Genomic DNA, 17,699 nt, shown 5'->3' on the forward strand with positions numbered 1-17,699 from the left:
CCGCCGTTGCGAAAGACAACGCGGCAGGGAAGAACTCGAGGCGAGAACATGCAGATACCCGAATACTACAACCCGGTGGCCAGGGACATTGCCCAGGCCCTGATAGACGGTTTCAACAAGCACTACCGGCTGTTTCGCGAGTGTAATCAGAAGGCCCGTCAGTTGTTTGACGATGCCGACTGGCAAGGCGTGCAGAAAGCCATTCGCGACCGCATCCAGTTTTATGATGATCGCGTCAGCGAGACCGTGGCGCGGTTGAACACGGAGTTCCACGCCGACCTGCTGGACGATGATATCTGGCAGCAGGCCAAGCTGTATTTCATTGGCTTGCTGACCAACCACAAGCAGCCGGAGTTGGCCGAAACCTTCTTCAACTCGGTGTTCACCCGCATGCTGCACCGGGACTACTTCAACAACGATTTCATCTTTATCCGGCCGGCCATTTCCACCGAGTACATCGAGTCCGACCCCCCGTCCTACCGCAGTTACTACCCGGCCAAGAGCAGCCTGCGCGCCGTGACCAAGCGCATCATCCGCGATTTTGGCTGGCGGCGGCCCTTCGCTGATCTCAACCGCGATACCGCCTTTCTGCTGCGCTATGCGCATGAGTTTTTGCAGGGCATCTGGCCCAAGCCGGAGGCCAATTTCCAGATTCAGGTGCTGTCGTCGCCTTTTTACCGCAACAAGACGGCTTATATCTTTGGCAAGGTAGTGAATGGCGGCAATAGTTATCCCTTCGCCATTCCGGTGCTGCACGACGCGGCTGGGCGGTTGTATCTGGACACCATTTTGCTGGAACCCTGGCGTATCGGCGTGTTGTTTTCTTTCAGCCGGGCTTACTTCCTGGTGGATATGGAAGTGCCGTCTGGCTACGTGCAGTTTTTGCGCGGCATGTTGCCCAGCAAGACCAAGGCCGAGCTGTACACCATGCTGGGCTTGCAAAAGCAGGGCAAGAACACCTTCTACCGCGATTTCATGCAGCATCTGCAGCACTCCGACGATCAGTTTGTGATTGCGCCAGGCATTCGCGGCTTGGTGATGCTGGTGTTCACCTTGCCGTCCTACCCCTACGTGTTCAAGCTGATCAAGGACGTGTTCGGCGGCCCGAAGGAAATGGATCGCGCCACGGTAAAGCAAAAGTACCGCTTGGTGAAACGGCACGACCGGGTAGGGCGCATGGCGGACACCCTGGAGTTTTCCAACGTGGCCTTCCCGCGCCATCGTTTCACTGACGAGCTGATTGGCGAGTTGCGCGCGCTGGCGCCTTCGATGATGGAGGAGAGCGAGGGCAGCATCGTTATCAAGCATTTGTATATCGAGCGGCGCATGAAACCGCTCAATCTGTACCTGATGAGTTGCGATGCCGCTGAGAAGGAGCGGGTGGTTCGCGATTATGGTTTGGCCATCAAGGAGCTGGCTTCGGCCAACATCTTCCCCGGCGACATGCTGTTCAAGAATTTCGGCGTTACCCGCTACGGTCGGGTGATTTTTTACGACTACGACGAAATCGAATACATGACGGACTGCAACTTCCGCAGGATACCGCCCGCGCCCAATCCGGAGATGGAGATGTCCGGCGAGGTGTGGTACCCGGTGGCGCGCAATGATGTGTTTCCCGAAGAGTTCGGCACCTTCTTGCTGGGCGACCCCGTCGTGCGCAAGACCTTCCTCAAATACCATCGGGACTTGCTGGACGCCGGCTTCTGGCAGCAAAGGCAGCAGCGCATCCGCGAGGGTTTTATCGAAGATTTCTACCCCTATCCGGAAGAGATGCGTTTTGTGAACCGTTTTGCCAGCGCGGGGCAGGGCATGGAGAGGATTCCGGCCTGACCCCGTTGTATCCACGCAGCAGAAAAACAAATCGGGAGGCGGATGCCTCCCGGTTTGTTTTCAAGGCGTGCCGGTGCGTCAGACCGGCACGCGCTCTACCCGCGTTGCGCCGGAGGGGTGATTGTTTTCGAAAAACGCCATCGGCCCTGCGCTGGTCAGACCGATGCGAAATCGCGTTCCTCCCAGAAACGGTAGGGATGGGTGGCGCAATCGTTGCAGCAATTCGACATGCAGTTGCACTTCATGAAACAGCCCGATCAACTCCCTGTGGCGGTTGAGGCCATCGAGAATGCGTTCGGCTTGAGGGTGCGGGGTAACGGTGCGCAGACGCTCGCCCTGCCGGCTCAGGCAGATGGCTGGCGAGAGCGGCACGCCTTGGCGTTTCAGCTCGTCAAGGGCACGGCTGGCGAAGCGGGCCAGCAGATGACGAGAGCGGCGTTGTACAGACAAGGCGGAGTGTTGGGCTTGGGCAATCATGGGGTGCTTTCCTTGCGGCGTAATGCAGGAAGTCTAGAAAGCCGAGTTCGGAGAGAGGGCTGAGTCTGTTTGTGGAAACGGCTGGTTTTGCAGTGGGGCGATTGCAGTTAAGAGCGGCTGACAATACCTCATGGAGACCCTTGGCCGAGACGAGCCAAGGCGGGCAGTACCGGTTTGCGACCCGCCGGCGCAAGGCAGGACCAGGGCTTTTGTTAGCGGGTGCAGCAAGAAAACAGGGAAGCCTGGCGGCTTCCCTGTCGATGGAGTTTGAAGGAATGTCGGGAAATTACTGTTGGTCTTGACCGCACAGGTGCTCTTCAAAGAAGGCAATCGGTCCGGCGCTGGTCAGTCCAATATGGAAGCAGGAGGTGTCCGGGACGGTGTCTCCTGCTACTTCTGCGGCTCTTACGAGCTCGAACAAGACTTCAACTTCCTTGAACAGGCTGCTGACGTTGGAGTTGCCATCCAGCCAAGCGAGGATTTCCTCGGCCTGCGGATGCTTGTTGCCCAAGGTCAGGCTGCAACCAGGGCAGCTTACCAGACTGATGGCCGGCGGCATGCTGATGCCGAGGGTGGCCAGTTGCTCTTGCGCCAGATCGGCGAAACGGCCCAGTTGCTTGTTGGCGCGCTCGCGGATGGCAACCAGAGAAATGCTGCCATCATCCCCGGGTGCTCCGAACAGACGAGTGATGCCGGGATTGACGACAGTGCTCTGTGACGACATATAGCTATCTCCTGTTCTCGGGTTTGAATGATTTTTTCATGATAGGCCAGCCCGGAAATTTTGCTGAAATTATTCAGTCATCTTTTTCAGCTGGTACACAAGATCCAGTGCCGCGCGCGGCGTCAGGTCGTCCGGGTTGAGGTCCTGCAGTGTTTCCACCGCCGGATGCGGTTCGGGTTCCGCTGCTGCCATGGGTGCCGGCGCGGCGAACAGGTCCGGCTGGACGCGAGCGGCGGACTGGTTTTCCAGTTCGGTGAGGTAGCGGCGCGCTTCGCGGATAACCTTGCCGGGCACACCGGCCAACTGCGCCACCGCCAGACCGTAACTCTGGCTGGCGGGGCCGTCTTCCACATGGTGCAGGAAGACGATGCGGTCCTTGTGTTCCACTGCGGACAAATGCACGTTGGCCACCGACGGATACTGTTCGGCCAACGTGGTGAGCTCGAAGTAGTGGGTGGCGAACAGTGTGTAGCTGCGGTTTTTCTCGATCAGGGCGCGGGCGATGGCGGAGGCCAGCGCCAGACCGTCGAAGGTGGAGGTGCCGCGACCCACTTCGTCCATCAGCACCAGCGAGTGCTCGCCCGCGTTGTTGAGGATGTTGGCGGTTTCGGTCATCTCCACCATGAAGGTGGAACGGCCGCCGGCCAGATCGTCCGAGGCGCCGATGCGGGTGAAGATGCGGTCCACCGGGCCGATGACGGCCTCTTCCGCCGGTACGAAGCTGCCCACGTGCGCCATCAGGGTGATGAGCGCGTTTTGGCGCATATAGGTGGATTTACCGCCCATATTGGGGCCGGTGATCAGCAGGAGCTTGCGTTGTTCGCCAAGACGGGTGTCGTTGGCGATGAAGCGTTCCACCTCGGCCTCCACCACCGGGTGGCGGCCGCCGATGATGTCCAGCCTCACCTCGCGCACGAAGCGCGGTTCGACATAGTTGTGGGTGCTGGCGCGCTCGGCGAAGGCCGACAGCACGTCCACGCCGGCCACGGCCTGGGCGATGAGCTTGAGGTCGGGGATATGCGGGGCCAGTTGGTCCAGCAGGCTTTCGTACAGCTGCTTCTCCAGCGCCAGCGAGCGGTCCTGCGCCGACAGCGCCTTGTCTTCGAAGGTTTTCAGTTCCGGCGTGATGTAGCGTTCGGCGTTTTTCAGCGTCTGGCGGCGGCGGTAATCGTCCGGCACGTTGTCGGATTGCGCTTTGGAGACTTCGATATAGAAGCCGTGCACGCGGTTGTATTCCACCTTGAGGGTGCTGATGCCGCTGCGTTCGCGTTCGCGCGCTTCCAGCGCCAGCAGGAATTCGCCGCAGTCGGTCTGGATGGCGCGCAGTTCGTCCAGCTCGCTGTTCAGGCCCTGATTGATGACGCCGCCGTCGCGCAGAAAGGTGGCGGGCTCGGGCAGGATGGCGCGGGTCAGCAGTTGCTCCACCGGCGATTCGTCCGGCAGGACGCGCGACAACTCTTGCAATAACGGCGCGCCGCAGGCTTCGGCCAACCTTTTAACCGCCAGCAGCGATTTGAGCGAGTCGCGCAGCGCGGCGAGGTCGCGCGGGCGGGCGCTGCGCAGGGCGATGCGGGCGGTGATGCGTTCGATGTCGGCCACTTCGGACAGTGCTTCGCGCGCGTCCTGGTGGCGATCAAGCAGGCTGCGCACCGCTTCCAGCCGGCGGGCCAGCTTGTCTTGCTGGCGGATGGGGTGGTGCAACCAGTGACGCAGCAGGCGGCTGCCCATGCTGGTGGCGCAAGTGTCCAGCAGGGACGCCAGTGTGGGCGAGGCTTCGCCGCGGATGGTTTCAGTCAGTTCCAGATTGCGGCGGGTGGCGGCGTCCATGCGGATGATGTCGCCGGTGGTTTCCACCGTCAGCGCGCTGATGTGCGCCGGGTTCACGCTTTGCGTGGCCTTGACGTATTCCAGCAGCGCGCCGGCCGCCCCCACGGCCACCGGCAGGGTGTCCGCGCCGAAGCCGGCCAGGTCGCGGGTGCCGAAATGGCGGGTCAGCGACAGAGTGGCCGATTCGCTATCGAACTGCCAGGGCGGCAGTTTTTTCCTGGGGCCGGCGATATTGTCCAGCGCGGCCAGGCCGGTGTCGTCCGGCATGAGCAGCTCGGCGGGTTTGAGGCGTTCCAGCTCGCTGGTGAAATCTTCCACGCCGGCTTGCATCAGGCGGAATTCGCCGCTGGCCAGGGACAGCCAGGCCAGGCCCAGCACACCCTTCACCATATTGACCGCCAGCACCAGGTTGTCGCGTTTATCGTCCAACAGGGCGGCGTCGGTCAGCGTGCCGGGGGTGACGATGCGCACTACCTTGCGCTCAACCGGGCCCTTCGCCAGGGCGGGGTCGCCGATCTGTTCGGCAATGGCGACCGATTCTCCCATTTTCACCAGCCGGGCCAGGTAGTTTTCCGCCGCGTGGTAGGGGATGCCGGCCATCTTGATGGGGGTGCCGGCGCTGGCGCCGCGCGCGGTAAGGGTGATGTCCAGCAGGCGGGAGGCTTTTTCCGCATCTTCGTAGAACAGTTCGTAGAAGTCGCCCATGCGATAGAACAGCAGCTTGTCGGCGTGCTGGCTTTTCAGCGCGAGATACTGCTGCATCATTGGCGTGTGTTGCGCCTTGGGCTGCTTTTTGTCTTCTTGATCTGTAGTGAATTCGTTAGCCAAGTCTGTGAAGGTCCGTTCGTGGGTGGTTTGAGCCCTTGCGCGGACGGCTTCCGGAGGCCGGACGGCGGCCGTTCGGGCCTGAGGGCGGCGGGAAGTCTGATGTCGGGGGCAAGGGCAAAGCGATGGGGGAGTATCTTACCAGCCCTCGCCAGCCTGGTCTTGGCACAAGCGGGCCGCACCGGGTGGCCCGGCCTGGGCTTCCGGCGAGTGTCTCAGCGAGCCAATCCGGGTGATGGGAAATGCTTTCCTTGTTATGTGATTATCGGCTAGCTGTTTTTTAATTGGATTGTCTTACAGTTTTTAAATTGGGAGGCGAAGTTTTTATGAAAATAATGGTGCTGGCATTTTGCTGGTGGTGCTGATTTTTTTCGTGTTCTTGATAATTATCAAATGGCTGTTTTTTGAGTTGTGTTTGGCGAAAATGATTTGGTGTGGAGTGTACAATTTGTCTTGGAGGGTTTGGTTGATTTTGCCTGCTGATTTTAGCGCGCATTTTTATTCAGAATTGAGACATGCTGAATAAGTACATTCAATATTGGCGGCTATTTACTCAGTTTGAATTTGTGATCAAGTTTATTTTCATTCCTGGCTTGTGTTGACAGGGTTGGGTAATGCGCCCATAAAATTCGTGAATCGTGAAAACGTTGCCAGAATGAAAATTGCCGGTCTGCTTTCTGTTTGATTTAAATCAAATTTTGAAATCAGGGGCTGGGAAGTTTTCAGTCATGGCCAGGGCGGATGAGATAGCCGCTTGGCCTGCGTGGTGGCAACTTGAATTGGCGAAGTGGAGCACGTGCTGCCACGCAATCGGCTAAATCCAAACTGAATAGGTGTTTATTATCATGAGCGGCTTCAACGCGGTATTGGCAAGAAATACGGAAAACGCACCCAAGGCTTTCGGCCCGTATTCTCACACTGTTGCTTTCTCCCATTACAACAACCTGTCGGCACAACTGCCGGTAGACCCGCAAACCGGCAAGCTGGTGGCCGGCGGCGTCAAGGAGCAGGCTGAACAGTGCTTTAAGAACATCAAGGCCGTGGTGGAGAGCATCGACCACGTGATGGACGATGTGGTGCGCATCAGCATTTTCGTGAAGAACATTGCCGATATGGAAGTGGTGAATGCGGTTTACGCCAGCTTCTTCACCAGCTACATGCCCGCACTGACCGCCGTGGCTGTGGACGCGCTGCCGCTGAACGCGCTGGTGCAAGTGGAAGCCCTGTTGTCCAACGGCGAGGGCACCATTCCCAATGCGCCGCAAGCCGGCGACCTGATCAAGCTGGCGCGCAATACCGACAAGGCGCCGCAAAGCCCGCTGTCTACGCAAACCGTGGCCTTCTCGCACTACAACAACATCTCGGCCCAGCTGCCGATTGATCCCGCTACCGGCAAGCTGGTGGCTGGCGGCGTAAAAGAACAGGCTGCGCAGTGCCTGAAGAACATCAAGACCATTCTGGAAAGCATTGACGTGCCGTTCGACGACATCGTCAAGATCAACATCTTCCTGAAGCAGTTTGCCGATGTGGACGCGGTCAACGAGGTGTACAGCACCTTCTTCCCGGATTCCGCCATCGCCCGCGCCGTTGCCTACGTGCCGGCTCGCACCGTGATCGCCGCCGCCGGTTTGCCGATGGACGCGCTGGTGCAGATCGAAGCTGTTGTGTCCCACGGCGACGGCACCCCGCCGCAAGCGGTTGAAGACCGTCACGGCATCGTGATCAAGGCCAGCAATACCGACAAGGCGCCCAAGTGCGCGCTGTCCACCCAGACCGTGGCCTTCTCTCACTACAACCATATTTCTGCGCAACTGCCGCTGGATGCCAATACCGCTGAAGTGGTGGCGGGCGGCGTGAAAGAGCAGACTGCTCAGTGCCTGCGCAACCTCAAGGCCATCGTGGAAAGCATCGGCCACGCAATGGGCGATGTGGTGAAGGTGAATGTCTTCCTGAAGAACATCGACGACAGCGCCGCTGTTGACGAGATGTATACCGAGTTCTTCAAGACCGGTGTACCGGCTCGCCGCACCGTGGGTGTTTCTGCTCTGCCCAAGGGCGCGCTGATCCAGATCGACGCCGTGATCGCCAACGCCGAAGGCACTCCGCCGAACGCCTAAGCCATGGCAGGGCCTGACCGCCTTGTGAATGAAAAGGGAGCTGGATATCCAGCTCCCTTTTTGCATTGTCGGCCGGTGATCCCTCCGGCGAGGCGATGTCGTCGTCCTATAGTGGAGAAACGTATTGGACGAGGATGAGCCATGGCGATGTGGCGAAAAGCGGCGAGACTGCTGGCAGCCGGTTTGCTGTGCCTGAATGGCACTGCTGTGGCCGGCGCGGTGTGCGCGCCGGATTTGCGCTTTGCCGCCGATGAGATCGGCAGTTTCTGGCATGCGGCGCCGGGCGGCTACGGCGGCATCGACAAGGAGGTGATGGAGGAGGTGGCCAAGCGCCTGCATTGCCGGCTGTCGCTGGAGTCGGATTCGGTGGTGCGGCTGATCAAGCGGCTGGAAGAGGGCAGCGTGGATGTGGCCGGACACAAGTTTTACTCCGCCGAGCGGGAGCGGGTGGCCTGGATGCTGCCCTATGTGCAGGATCGCAATGTGGCGCTGGTGTCGTCGGCCATCGATGTGCGCGATGCGGAAAGCTTCATTGCCAAGCCCGGATTGCGGTTGGGGGTGGGACGCTCCTTTGCCTATGGTTCGTCGCGCTTCGGCCAACTGATCAAGCGGCTGGATGCGGCCGGCCGGGTGGAGTTCGTGGCGGATAGCCAGCAGATGTACCGCCTGCTGCTGGCGGGCCGGGTGCAGGCCATCATCACCACGCCGCCCGCCTACCATCTTGAGTTGCCTCCCGGCATGGTGGGCAGCCGTTATCTGGTGCAGGACTGGGTGCCGGATCAGGAGCAGGCCGCGCTGTACCTGATGTTGTCCCGCCAGCGTTTCAATGAAACGGAAAAGCGCAGGCTGGAGGCGGTGCTGGCCGCCATGCGCAAGGACGGCACCATGTTGCGCATTCTGGAGAAGTACATGGGGGAGCGAGACGCCCCCGCGCTGATGCTGCGTTAGACGTCGCCCGCGCCAGTCGCTGTTGCTTATGCAACACGTGGAAGCGATTGCCTGCATGACTCCCTTGTTGATAGCGGTTTTGTTTTCGCAAATTTTCTTTTTCTGACCGTTTTGACGTCAGATATCACGTTAATGTCACGCCTTTGTCATTTGTGCTGCTGATAATCCGTCGCTTCACACGGTGGTGATCACGACTCAATGAGACGGAGGCTTCGTATGGCATCTTCTGGTTTTTCTCCCCTTGTCCGCCTGACGGCGGCGGCAGCCCTGACGGGCGTCATGGCTTCGGCCAACGCAGTGACGGAAATCACTTTCTGGCATTCCATGGATGGTGCGCTGGGCGACAAGGTGAACAGCATCGCCAGCCAGTTCAATGCGTCGCAGAAAGAGTACAAGGTGGTGCCGGTGTACAAAGGCCAGTACGACGAGTCGCTGGCAGCCGCCATCGCCGCGTATCGCAGCGGCAATGCACCGGACATCGTGCAAGTGTTCGAGGTGGGCACCGCTACCATGATGCAGGCCAAGAAGGCCGTGAAGCCGGTATGGCAACTGATGGCGGAAAGCGGCGAAAAGTTTGATGAAAAAGCCTTTATCCCGGCGGTGGCTGGCTACTACGCCGATGCCAAGACCGGCCATCTGATTTCCATGCCGTTCAACAGTTCCACTCCGGTGCTGTATTACAACCGCGACGCTTTCAAGAAGGCGGGCCTGCCCGACGCGCCGCCCAAGACCTGGCCGGAATTGGCCGCCGCCGCCGCCAAGCTCAAGGCCAGCGGCCTTAGTTGTGGTTACAGCACCGGTTGGCAAGGCTGGGTGTTGCTGGAGAATTTCAGCACCTGGCACAACCTGCCTTACGCCTCGTTGGACAACGGCTTTGGTGGCAGCAAGGCAGTATTGCAGTTCAACAGCCCGCTGCACGTGAAGCACATCGAATTTCTGCAGAAGATGGCCAAGGACGGCACCTTCACCTATGCCGGCCGCAAGGATGAGGCCAGCGCCAAGTTCTACAGCGGCGAGTGCGGCATCATGACCGGCAGCTCCGGCTCGCTGGCCAATATCCGCAAGAACGCCAAGTTCGCCTTCGGCATGGGCATGATGCCGTATTACCCGGATGTGAAGGGCGCGCCGCAAAACGCCATCATCGGCGGGGCCAGCCTGTGGGTGATGGGCGGCAAGAGCGCGGCCGAATACAAGGGCGTGGCCCGCTTCCTCAAAATGGTGTCCAGCCCGGCGGTGGCCGCCGACTGGCATCAAAGCACCGGCTATCTGCCGGTGGTGAGCGCCGCGTATGAGCTGACCCGCCAACAAGGCTTCTACGACAAATTCCCCGGTGCCGACATCGCCACCCGTCAGATGATGAACAAGCCGCCCAAGCCGTATACCCGCGGCCTGCGCCTGGGTTATATGCCGCAGATCCGCACCGTGGTGGACGAAGAGCTGGAAAGCGTGTGGAACGGCCAGAAAGCGCCCAAGGCCGCGCTGGACAGCGCCGTGGCGCGCGGTAATGAGTTGCTGCGTCGTTTCGAGAAAACCGCCGACTGATCCGGAATCCGGGCAGGAACTCAGGGCTGGGCCGCCGGTATCGGCGGCCTTTCTGACCCTTGTACCGACACGAAGCGGGCAGGCAGACCATCCGCTTCGGCGTCATGACTCGGAATGATCATGCAAAACCGGATCCGGTTTCCCGGCGGCTGGCTGGGATTTCTGCTGATGTTGCCGCAACTGGCCATCACTGTGCTGTTTTTTGTCTGGCCAGCGGCGCAAGCCCTGTGGCAGTCCACGCAGTCGCAAGACCCCTTCGGCTTGGCCACGCGCTTTGTCGGCGTGGACAACTTCAGCGCGCTGTTTCAGGACCCGCTGTATCTGGGCACGGTCAAGACTACCTTGCTGTTCAGCGCGCTGGTGACGGCGCTGGGGATGGGTTCGGCCTTGCTGTTGGCGGCCATGGTGAATCAGGTGCGCTTCGGCAAACGTTTCTATCAGACGGTGCTGATCGCGCCCTACGCCATTGCGCCCTCCATCGTGGCAGTGCTGTGGTTGTTCCTGTTCAATCCTTCGCTGGGCTGGATCAGCTATCTGCTGCGAGGCGCGGGCTATGAATGGAACCACGCGCTCAACGGCGGTCAGGCGCTGGCGCTGGTAGTGATGGCCTCGGCCTGGAAACAGGTGAGCTACAACTTCCTGTTCTTCTACGCCGGCTTGCAAGCCATACCCGCATCTTTGATAGAGGCGGCCGCCATGGATGGGGCCGGGCCGCTGCGGCGCTTCCGCGACCTGGTGTTGCCGCTGTTGTCGCCCACCAGCTTCTTCCTGCTGGTGGTGAACCTGGTGTACGCCTTCTTCGACACCTTTGCCGTGGTGGACGCCGCCACCGGCGGCGGGCCGGGCAAGTCCACGGAAACCCTCATCCTCAAAGTGTATCTGGAAGGCTTCAAGGGTCTGGATCTGGGTAGCTCCGCCGCCCAGTCCGTGGTGCTGATGGCCATTGTCGGCCTGCTGACGGTCATCCAGTTCCGCTATGTAGAACGAAAGGTGCAGTACTGATGATGGTGGAAAACCGCAAAGGGCTGAACCTGCTCTGTCACGCGCTGCTGGCGCTGGGCATGCTGGCGGTGGCCTTTCCCCTGTACTTGATGCTGATGGCGGCCACACAAAGCGCCGAGCAAGTGACGGCGGTGCCCTTGTCCTTGCTGCCGGGCGGCCATCTGCTGGAAAACCTGAGTCATGTGCTGGCTTCGCCCGACGGCGGCCTGGCGGTGCCACTATGGCGCACGCTGGCCAACAGCCTGGTGATGGCGCTGGTGATTGCCGTGGGCAAGATCGTTATTTCCTTCCTGTCGGCCTTTGCTATCGTCTGGTTTCGCTTTCCCCTGCGGCAGGCCGGTTTCTGGCTGATCTTCGCCACCTTGATGTTGCCGGTGGAGGTGCGCATCTTCCCCACGGTGGAGGTGGTGACGCAACTGGGGTTGATCAACAGCTACACCGGGCTGACGCTGCCCTTGATTGCCTCGGCCACAGCCACCTTCCTGTTTCGCCAGTTCTTTCTCACCCTGCCGCCGGAGTTGGCCGAAGCGGCGCGGGTGGACGGCGCGGGGCCCTTGCGCTTCATGCTGGATATCGTGCTGCCGCTCTCGCGCACCAATATCGCCGCGCTGTTCGTCATTACCTTCATCTATGGCTGGAACCAGTATCTGTGGCCGCTGCTGGTGACGCACGATCCGGCCATGTCTACGGCGGTGATCGCCATCAAGGGCATGCTGGGTGAGGGCGCGGTGCAATGGCATCTGGTGATGGCCACCGCCTTGCTGACCCTGATGCCGCCGCTGGCGGTGGTGATGCTGATGCAACGCTGGTTCGTCAAAGGGCTGGTGGACAATGAAAAATAAGGATGTGGAATCATGGCGACACTGAGCCTGAAACAACTGGCCAAGCGCTACCCCGGCGCGGAGCGCGACGTGCTGACCGGCATTGATGTGGATATCGCAGATGGCGAGTTCGTCGTGATCGTCGGCCCTTCCGGCTGCGGCAAATCCACCCTGCTGCGCATGGTGGCCGGGTTGGAAAGCACCGAACGGGGAGAGATCCTGCTGGATGGCCGTTGCGTCAATGCGCTGGAGCCCAAGGACCGCGACATGGCCATGGTGTTCCAGAATTACGCGCTCTATCCACACATGAGCGTGGCGGAGAATATGGCTTACGCGCTCAAGATACGCGGCTTGCACAAGGCCGCCATCGCCGAGCGCATTGGCCGTGCCGCCGCCATTCTGGAGCTGGACGCGCTTTTGCAGCGCAAGCCGCGCGAGCTGTCCGGCGGCCAGCGCCAACGCGTGGCGATGGGGCGCGCCATTGTGCGCGAGCCGGCCCTGTTCTTGTTTGACGAGCCATTGTCCAATCTGGACGCGCGTCTGCGCGGACAGATGCGGCTGGAAATCCAGCGCCTGCATCGTCGCCTCGCCACCACCAGCCTCTACGTGACGCACGATCAGGTGGAGGCCATGACGCTGGCTGATCGCGTCATCGTCATGAATCAGGGGCGGGTAGAGCAGGTGGGCGCGCCGGACGACATTTACGAGCGGCCTGCCTCGCTGTTTGTGGCCGGCTTCATGGGCGCGCCGGGCATGAACCTGCTGGAGGCCACGGTGGATGCCGATGGCCGGCGCGTGCTGCTGGGCGACGGGGCGGCGCTGCGCTTGGCCGAAACGCGGACTGATCTGGCCGGCAAGCCTCTGTCCGCCGGCGTTCGCCCGGAACATCTGGAGGCCGTTGGCGAGGAGGAAGCGGATGTCGTGATGCATGTGGAAAGCGTCGAATTGCTGGGAGCGGACAATTACGTCTATGGTATGTTGTCCGGCCAGGCGGTCGCCGCGCGCGTACCGCATGGGCTGAGACCGATAGCCGGCAGCCGGCTGCCGCTGCGGCTCAAGCCGTCATCCCTGCACCTGTTCGACAAAACCACGCAAAGGAGAGTGAGCGATGTCTGATCGCACTTGGCCCTATGCCGCGCTGGTGGCCCATCGCGGCGGCGGCGTCATGGCCCCGGAAAATACCCTGGCCGGCTTTCGCGAGGGTGTCCGTTACGGCTATCGCGCGGCGGAATGCGATGTGAAGCTGTCGGCGGACAATGTCTGTTTTTTGCTGCACGACGACACGCTGGACCGCACCTCCGACGCCAGAGGCCCTGCCGCCGGCAAAACCATGGCCGAGCTGGCCTGCGTTGACGCAGGCGGCTGGCGCGGCGCGGCCTTCGCGGGCGAAGCGCTGCCCACGCTGCATCAGGTGGCTGCTTGGTGTCGCGCGCAAGACATGCTGCTCAATATCGAAATCAAACCCTGCCCGGGGCGTGACGAGGAAACCGGCCGGCGGGTGGCGCATGAAGCCGCCCGGCTGTGGCAAGGCGCGACCATTGCCCCCTTGTTGTCCTCTTTCAGCGACAGCGCACTGCGCGCCGCGCAGGCGGCGGAGCCGCAACTGCCGCGTGCCTTTCTGGTGGAAACCATTCCTGCCGACTGGCAGCGCTTGCTGCGGGAAATGGATTGTATTGCCTTGCATTGCGACCACGAGACCCTGACCCGGGAGCTGGCCGCCGACATCAAGGCGGCGGGCTACCAGCTGCTGTGCTACACGGTAAACAGCGTGGAGCGCGCGCGCGAATTGCGGTCCTGGGGCGTGGACAGTGTGTGTACCGACCGGCTGGATCTGCTGCAGCCGGGCAAGCTGGATTGATCCATGACTCCTGTCGTCAGTAGAAAACGAAAAAAGCCGGCATCAGCCGGCTTTTTTCATGCAATGCAAACGGCTCAGGCTTCCGGATGCCGGGCGGCCATGATGGCCCAGCAGTCCGCCATGAGCTGCAACTGCTCCTCGCTGTAGAGATCAAGGAAAGCGGCTCTGACAAAGGCCACGTGCTGATCCAAAATCTTCTCGAACCGGGCTTTTCCTTCCGGCGTCAACATTGCATAGGCACCGCGTCTGTCCTCCTCCGCCACATTCTTGGTGGTGAAACCAGCCTTCTCCAGTCTGTCCACTGCACGGCTAACGCCGCTGCGGGTAAGGATGCTTTGCTCCGCGAGATCCTGAATGCGCAGTTTGCCGCCCGGCGCGTAATTTAGTCGCAGCAAAATTTCGTATTCGACATGGGTGATGCCGAATTCGCTCTGCAACTGGGCTTCCAGCAGTTTATTGAGGGTGGTGTGGGTTTTGAGCAGGCCGCCCCAGGCTGCTCTTTCCAGTGGAGTGAATCGCTGTTGCGTCATTCTTGTATCCTGTTCTTGACAGTGCGTGCGCACGCACATATTATTCAAATGCTTGCGCAAGCACCTACCTTATCAATTGTCGCTTTTGATAGCAACTACCAAGGAAACTGTAATGAAAAAACTCGCCTTTTTTGCAAGTGTGATTCTGTCTGCTGCATTTCTGTCCAATGCTGCTTCCGCGGCGGATCACAGCGTCAAAGCCGCTGCTGCATCCCGTGCCATGAGTGACGTTACTATGGAAGTGGTGGTGTCCAAGCCCAAGCCAGGCGTCGAGCTGAAGGATCTGCTGGCAGCCGACAAGGCAATGGAGCAGCAGTTTGTCAAAAAGCAGCATGGCTTCCTTGGCCGCAAGGTGGCCGTAGCCAAGGATGGCTCCGTGTTTGTTGTGGTGCAGTGGCGCACCATGAAGGATGCTGACGACGCGGCCGCTAAGTTCATGACTGACCCCAGCGCCAAGGCGCGCGGTGCGATTTCCGACGTTTCGTTGTTCGAGCATTATGTAGTGACTCACTGAGTCGCAAATTATAGGCAGGCGATATGGCAAATATGCACTCAAGTCCACGTGAAATTCTGCAGCGATTCTATCTCCAGGCGCTGACCGTCAACGCAGACACCACTCCGCAAGCGGTGCTGGAGGAGGTGTTAGCGGATGACTTTCAGTCGATCAATTCGCAAGAAACCAAAGACAAGGCCACGCTGATCAGGCAGATAGCGGCTATTTGGGCCGTTGTGCCAGATCTGAAGTTCGAGCCGCAGGACAAGCTGATGGATGGCTCCAAAGTGGTTATCCGTTCGGTCGCCAGTGGCACGCCCAAGGGCAATTTCATGGGTATGGTCTGTGATGGCGGCAAAAGCTTCCGCATCGACACGATTGATATTCATGAGCTGGCCGATGGCAGGATCTGGCGCGTTCACCATGTAGAAGACTGGGCGTCGGCGCTGAGGCAGTTGAAAGAGTGATGAGGGCCGGACATCGCGGCGCGAGTCTGACTGCTCACTGCCAGGATGTGGAAAACGCCGGGGAAGCCCCGGCTTTTTTCATGCTTCGCCTGCCTCGCGTACAACGGCCATGGTTGGCCGAAGGCGCGGGTCTCTGGCGGTTTACAACCCCTTGATGCTGCGTTGCGGCGCTTCGCCGCGCTTTGGGTACAGCCTGCGTCGGCGCGCCTTGCCCCAAGCGTAAAACTGATTTTGTTAGCCGCGCTTATTGCGCAGGCGCTTATTGCGCAGGCGCTTGTTGCGCCTGCAGCTGGCGCTGGGTATCAATCACTTTCTGGATGGTGATGCCGCTGGCCAGGGTGAAGAACTTGTCCCAGCTGTCGTGCTTGTCGTGCGTGTACAGCTTGATGTCCTGGCGTTCTTCCGGGGTCAGCAACACCAGGGATGCCATTTTCCAATTTTGCGAGGTGTTCATTTTGGCGATATCCATGGCCAGCAAGGTGTGGCGGGCGCGAGCTCCGCTCCAGACGCCAATGGCCAGCAGGGCCAGGATGATAATCAGCGGCTTGCGCCAGCGGGATTGGGTATTGCTCATGATTGCCCTCGTTGTCTGTTTTCTTGATTTTCCGGTCGCATGGATTGCGGCCGGGTGGTTGCCGACGCTGCTCAGCAGCCCTTGTCGTCAAGATGCTTGTTCTTGGCGCGGCGCGCAAGGCCGATGGCGATGGGACTTTTATCCAGCGCCCGGCCAGCGGCCTGGTTTTGCAGGACGCGCTTGCCGCGTTGCGGTTCTTCGGTTTTCTTGCAGTCCACCGGCGCGCTGGCGGTATTGGCCAGTGTTGTTTGGCTTGGTAAAAGTAGGCAGGCAAGCAGACAAGCGACAGCGGCGCGCATGAGTATCCTCGGCATCGTTTTGGTGGATTTGCATGACAGTGAATCATGCGGTCGCACATGATTCCATTGTCAGGCAATTATCTCAAGTGCCTATTTATTAAAATATGTCAAGCGATCGGCGAATAATACTGAATAGGACGAACTGGCGGGTTGGGCGAAAGAAACGGTTTGGCAATGTTGGCGGTGAATAAGGCGAAGGCGGGGTGTGCCGATGAGAGGCAAACTGTCTGAACGGGCGATGGCTGCGGGAGGCGGCTGTCGCCCGGCCTGGCGGGTTTAATTGGCGATATAGAACACGCCCAGGCCAAGGGCTGCTCCGGCGGGCAAGTCGATAAGGTAGTGCTGCTTGGTAAACGCGCAGCTTAGCGCGATCAGGATGGGAAACAGCAGGCCCCACAAACCGACATAAGGCATGGCGTACATGGCGGTCAGCATGGCGACGGAGGTATGCATGCTGGGGAAGCAATTGGAGGACTTATCGTATTTCTGTACAAAGCGCAGGAATCTTACGGAAAGGCCATCCCGTTTCCCGTGATCGCGCCAGTGGGTGGGCGTTTCCACCGGAAGGAGCACAAAGAACACCATTTGCAATAGCAACAGCAGAATGAACGAGGCCGCCATGTAAGTGAATTCCCGGCTGTCGGAGACCAGCAGGTTCAGATAAATGATCGCTGGATAGTATAGAAAGCTGTAGATCCAGACCCACCATGGCTGAAAAGGAATCGCTTCATCGATGGGGGAGTGGTAGCGGCGGGTTTTCACCCATGTGCGGCGCTGGCACCAGAAATAGAACTGATAACAACCCACAATCAAAATAATGGACAGCAAAATATTGATGCAGTAATCGGTAAAAGTCATCTTGGCAAAGTATCGAAAATGAATAATTCAGTGAGGCGGCATTGTTGAAAGAATCCTCGGGGCGGTCAACAGAGCATGGTAATCCGGACAGTGCTGGTGCGGCAGCTGATGGGGTGTTCACGGCGGGAGGAGGCGGGTCATGAGGCGTCTGGTTGACGGGTGGCGGGCCCGGTCGCCCCGCATGGCCGGCACGGCGCTGGCGCTGTCGGTGCTGGCAACGGCGGGGGCCTTGGTTTGTTTGCTGATGCAGATGGGCGACCCGCATCCGCGGTGCTTTGAAAGCGCTGCGGCCTGTCCGTCATTGTGGGCGCAGCGGCGCTTGGCCGCGGCCGGCTTTCAGCTCAGCGTGCTGGTGTATTTTGCGGCCCTGGTATTGGCCTTGCGTTGTTGGCGGCTGGCTCGCGTCCGCAGCGCCCTGGCAGCGGCTTTCCCTTTTATGGCAGTGCTTGCCTTGTTCTTGTTGACGCTGTGGCTCTAACTTGCTGCGGCCAGTAAAAAAAGACGGCG

The 17,699-nt window shown here is 59.9% G+C and carries 18 protein-coding genes; 11 read left to right on the forward strand and 7 right to left on the reverse strand.

The features are described 5' to 3' along the window. Positions 1 to 48: 48 nt before the first annotated feature. Complete coding sequence (gene aceK, locus Q0P52_RS12625; protein WP_293763011.1) at positions 49 to 1,830, forward strand: bifunctional isocitrate dehydrogenase kinase/phosphatase; 1,782 nt, start codon at positions 49 to 51, stop codon at positions 1,828 to 1,830. 78 nt (positions 1,831 to 1,908) lie between these two features. Here aceK and Q0P52_RS12630 read toward each other — a convergent pair whose 3' ends face one another. The 3 genes from Q0P52_RS12630 to mutS form a co-directional block, all read right to left on the reverse strand. Then, positions 1,909 to 2,307, reverse strand: coding sequence for a hypothetical protein (locus Q0P52_RS12630; protein WP_293763008.1), 399 nt, complete (start codon positions 2,305 to 2,307; stop codon positions 1,909 to 1,911). A 286-nt stretch (positions 2,308 to 2,593) separates the two neighbouring features. Then, positions 2,594 to 3,031, reverse strand: a complete 438-nt coding sequence (locus Q0P52_RS12635) for a hypothetical protein (protein ID WP_293763005.1) — start codon at positions 3,029 to 3,031, stop codon at positions 2,594 to 2,596. 69 nt (positions 3,032 to 3,100) lie between these two features. Further along, positions 3,101 to 5,623, reverse strand: coding sequence for a DNA mismatch repair protein MutS (mutS, locus tag Q0P52_RS12640; RefSeq protein WP_293763002.1), 2,523 nt, complete (start codon positions 5,621 to 5,623; stop codon positions 3,101 to 3,103). Positions 5,624 to 6,528: 905 nt separating this feature from the next. Here mutS and Q0P52_RS12645 point away from each other — a divergent pair. The 7 genes from Q0P52_RS12645 (at position 6,529) to ugpQ (ending at position 13,971) form a co-directional block, all read left to right on the forward strand. Further along, the gene (locus Q0P52_RS12645) at positions 6,529 to 7,800 is read left to right on the forward strand and encodes a RidA family protein (protein WP_293763000.1); all 1,272 of its coding nucleotides are present in this window, start codon (positions 6,529 to 6,531) and stop codon (positions 7,798 to 7,800) included. Positions 7,801 to 7,941: 141 nt separating this feature from the next. After that, positions 7,942 to 8,748 (forward strand): transporter substrate-binding domain-containing protein, encoded by an 807-nt coding sequence (locus Q0P52_RS12650; RefSeq protein ID WP_293762997.1) that lies wholly within the window; start codon positions 7,942 to 7,944, stop codon positions 8,746 to 8,748. A 216-nt stretch (positions 8,749 to 8,964) separates the two neighbouring features. Continuing rightward, positions 8,965 to 10,290 (forward strand): sn-glycerol-3-phosphate ABC transporter substrate-binding protein UgpB, encoded by a 1,326-nt coding sequence (gene ugpB / locus Q0P52_RS12655; protein WP_293762995.1) that lies wholly within the window; start codon positions 8,965 to 8,967, stop codon positions 10,288 to 10,290. Positions 10,291 to 10,410: 120 nt separating this feature from the next. Next, complete coding sequence (gene ugpA, locus Q0P52_RS12660) at positions 10,411 to 11,292, forward strand: sn-glycerol-3-phosphate ABC transporter permease UgpA (protein WP_293762993.1); 882 nt, start codon at positions 10,411 to 10,413, stop codon at positions 11,290 to 11,292. Next, the gene (ugpE, locus tag Q0P52_RS12665) at positions 11,292 to 12,134 is read left to right on the forward strand and encodes a sn-glycerol-3-phosphate ABC transporter permease UgpE (protein ID WP_293762990.1); all 843 of its coding nucleotides are present in this window, start codon (positions 11,292 to 11,294) and stop codon (positions 12,132 to 12,134) included. The genes ugpA and ugpE overlap by 1 nt, the downstream gene beginning before the upstream one ends. 12 nt (positions 12,135 to 12,146) lie before the next feature. Then, the gene (locus Q0P52_RS12670; RefSeq protein ID WP_293762988.1) at positions 12,147 to 13,229 is read left to right on the forward strand and encodes a sn-glycerol-3-phosphate import ATP-binding protein UgpC; all 1,083 of its coding nucleotides are present in this window, start codon (positions 12,147 to 12,149) and stop codon (positions 13,227 to 13,229) included. Continuing rightward, positions 13,222 to 13,971, forward strand: coding sequence for a glycerophosphodiester phosphodiesterase (gene ugpQ, locus Q0P52_RS12675; protein WP_293762985.1), 750 nt, complete (start codon positions 13,222 to 13,224; stop codon positions 13,969 to 13,971). Before Q0P52_RS12670 ends, ugpQ begins: the two co-directional genes overlap by 8 nt. A 74-nt stretch (positions 13,972 to 14,045) precedes the next feature. Here the strand turns inward: ugpQ and Q0P52_RS12680 are convergent, their stop codons facing one another. Then, positions 14,046 to 14,501: a MarR family transcriptional regulator gene (locus tag Q0P52_RS12680; RefSeq protein ID WP_293762982.1), complete on the reverse strand. Its 456-nt coding sequence runs from the start codon at positions 14,499 to 14,501 to the stop codon at positions 14,046 to 14,048. A gap of 112 nt (positions 14,502 to 14,613) precedes the next feature. Between Q0P52_RS12680 and Q0P52_RS12685 the strand changes: the two genes are divergently transcribed. Both Q0P52_RS12685 and Q0P52_RS12690 read left to right on the forward strand, forming a co-directional pair. After that, positions 14,614 to 15,015 carry a hypothetical protein gene (locus Q0P52_RS12685; protein WP_293762979.1) on the forward strand — a complete coding sequence of 134 codons (402 nt, stop codon included), beginning with the start codon at positions 14,614 to 14,616 and terminating at the stop codon, positions 15,013 to 15,015. A gap of 23 nt (positions 15,016 to 15,038) precedes the next feature. After that, positions 15,039 to 15,461 carry an ester cyclase gene (locus Q0P52_RS12690; protein ID WP_293762976.1) on the forward strand — a complete coding sequence of 141 codons (423 nt, stop codon included), beginning with the start codon at positions 15,039 to 15,041 and terminating at the stop codon, positions 15,459 to 15,461. A 259-nt stretch (positions 15,462 to 15,720) separates the two neighbouring features. Here Q0P52_RS12690 and Q0P52_RS12695 read toward each other — a convergent pair whose 3' ends face one another. The 3 genes from Q0P52_RS12695 to Q0P52_RS12705 all read right to left on the reverse strand — a co-directional run bounded on the left by Q0P52_RS12695 (position 15,721) and on the right by Q0P52_RS12705 (position 17,192). Then, positions 15,721 to 16,035: a hypothetical protein gene (locus tag Q0P52_RS12695; protein ID WP_293762973.1), complete on the reverse strand. Its 315-nt coding sequence runs from the start codon at positions 16,033 to 16,035 to the stop codon at positions 15,721 to 15,723. Positions 16,036 to 16,106: 71 nt separating this feature from the next. Then, positions 16,107 to 16,334 carry a hypothetical protein gene (locus tag Q0P52_RS12700; protein WP_293762970.1) on the reverse strand — a complete coding sequence of 76 codons (228 nt, stop codon included), beginning with the start codon at positions 16,332 to 16,334 and terminating at the stop codon, positions 16,107 to 16,109. Between the two features lie 276 nt (positions 16,335 to 16,610). Beyond that, entirely contained in the window at positions 16,611 to 17,192 is a 582-nt protein-coding gene (locus Q0P52_RS12705) for a phosphatase PAP2 family protein (protein ID WP_293762967.1), read from the reverse strand. Positions 17,193 to 17,331: 139 nt separating this feature from the next. Here Q0P52_RS12705 and Q0P52_RS12710 point away from each other — a divergent pair, with 139 nt between their 5' ends. Then, positions 17,332 to 17,670, forward strand: a complete 339-nt coding sequence (locus Q0P52_RS12710) for a hypothetical protein (RefSeq protein ID WP_293762964.1) — start codon at positions 17,332 to 17,334, stop codon at positions 17,668 to 17,670. Positions 17,671 to 17,699 lie beyond the last annotated feature (29 nt).

Source organism: uncultured Aquitalea sp. (assembly GCF_945957525.1).
Lineage (GTDB): Bacteria > Pseudomonadota > Gammaproteobacteria > Burkholderiales > Chromobacteriaceae > Aquitalea.

Coding starts and splice junctions, on each gene's coding strand:
- Q0P52_RS12690 (WP_293762976.1), top strand. CDS start 15,039: ATGGCAAATATGCACTCAAGTCCACGTGAAATTCTGCAGCGATTCTAT.
- mutS (WP_293763002.1), bottom strand. CDS start 5,623: ATGATGCAGCAGTATCTCGCGCTGAAAAGCCAGCACGCCGACAAGCTG.
- Q0P52_RS12645 (WP_293763000.1), top strand. CDS start 6,529: ATGAGCGGCTTCAACGCGGTATTGGCAAGAAATACGGAAAACGCACCC.
- Q0P52_RS12680 (WP_293762982.1), bottom strand. CDS start 14,501: ATGACGCAACAGCGATTCACTCCACTGGAAAGAGCAGCCTGGGGCGGC.
- Q0P52_RS12650 (WP_293762997.1), top strand. CDS start 7,942: ATGGCGATGTGGCGAAAAGCGGCGAGACTGCTGGCAGCCGGTTTGCTG.
- Q0P52_RS12695 (WP_293762973.1), bottom strand. CDS start 16,035: ATGAGCAATACCCAATCCCGCTGGCGCAAGCCGCTGATTATCATCCTG.
- ugpQ (WP_293762985.1), top strand. CDS start 13,222: ATGTCTGATCGCACTTGGCCCTATGCCGCGCTGGTGGCCCATCGCGGC.
- Q0P52_RS12635 (WP_293763005.1), bottom strand. CDS start 3,031: ATGTCGTCACAGAGCACTGTCGTCAATCCCGGCATCACTCGTCTGTTC.
- ugpA (WP_293762993.1), top strand. CDS start 10,411: ATGCAAAACCGGATCCGGTTTCCCGGCGGCTGGCTGGGATTTCTGCTG.
- Q0P52_RS12630 (WP_293763008.1), bottom strand. CDS start 2,307: ATGATTGCCCAAGCCCAACACTCCGCCTTGTCTGTACAACGCCGCTCT.
- Q0P52_RS12700 (WP_293762970.1), bottom strand. CDS start 16,334: ATGCGCGCCGCTGTCGCTTGTCTGCTTGCCTGCCTACTTTTACCAAGC.
- aceK (WP_293763011.1), top strand. CDS start 49: ATGCAGATACCCGAATACTACAACCCGGTGGCCAGGGACATTGCCCAG.
- ugpB (WP_293762995.1), top strand. CDS start 8,965: ATGGCATCTTCTGGTTTTTCTCCCCTTGTCCGCCTGACGGCGGCGGCA.
- Q0P52_RS12705 (WP_293762967.1), bottom strand. CDS start 17,192: ATGACTTTTACCGATTACTGCATCAATATTTTGCTGTCCATTATTTTG.
- Q0P52_RS12710 (WP_293762964.1), top strand. CDS start 17,332: ATGAGGCGTCTGGTTGACGGGTGGCGGGCCCGGTCGCCCCGCATGGCC.
- Q0P52_RS12670 (WP_293762988.1), top strand. CDS start 12,147: ATGGCGACACTGAGCCTGAAACAACTGGCCAAGCGCTACCCCGGCGCG.
- ugpE (WP_293762990.1), top strand. CDS start 11,292: ATGATGGTGGAAAACCGCAAAGGGCTGAACCTGCTCTGTCACGCGCTG.
- Q0P52_RS12685 (WP_293762979.1), top strand. CDS start 14,614: ATGAAAAAACTCGCCTTTTTTGCAAGTGTGATTCTGTCTGCTGCATTT.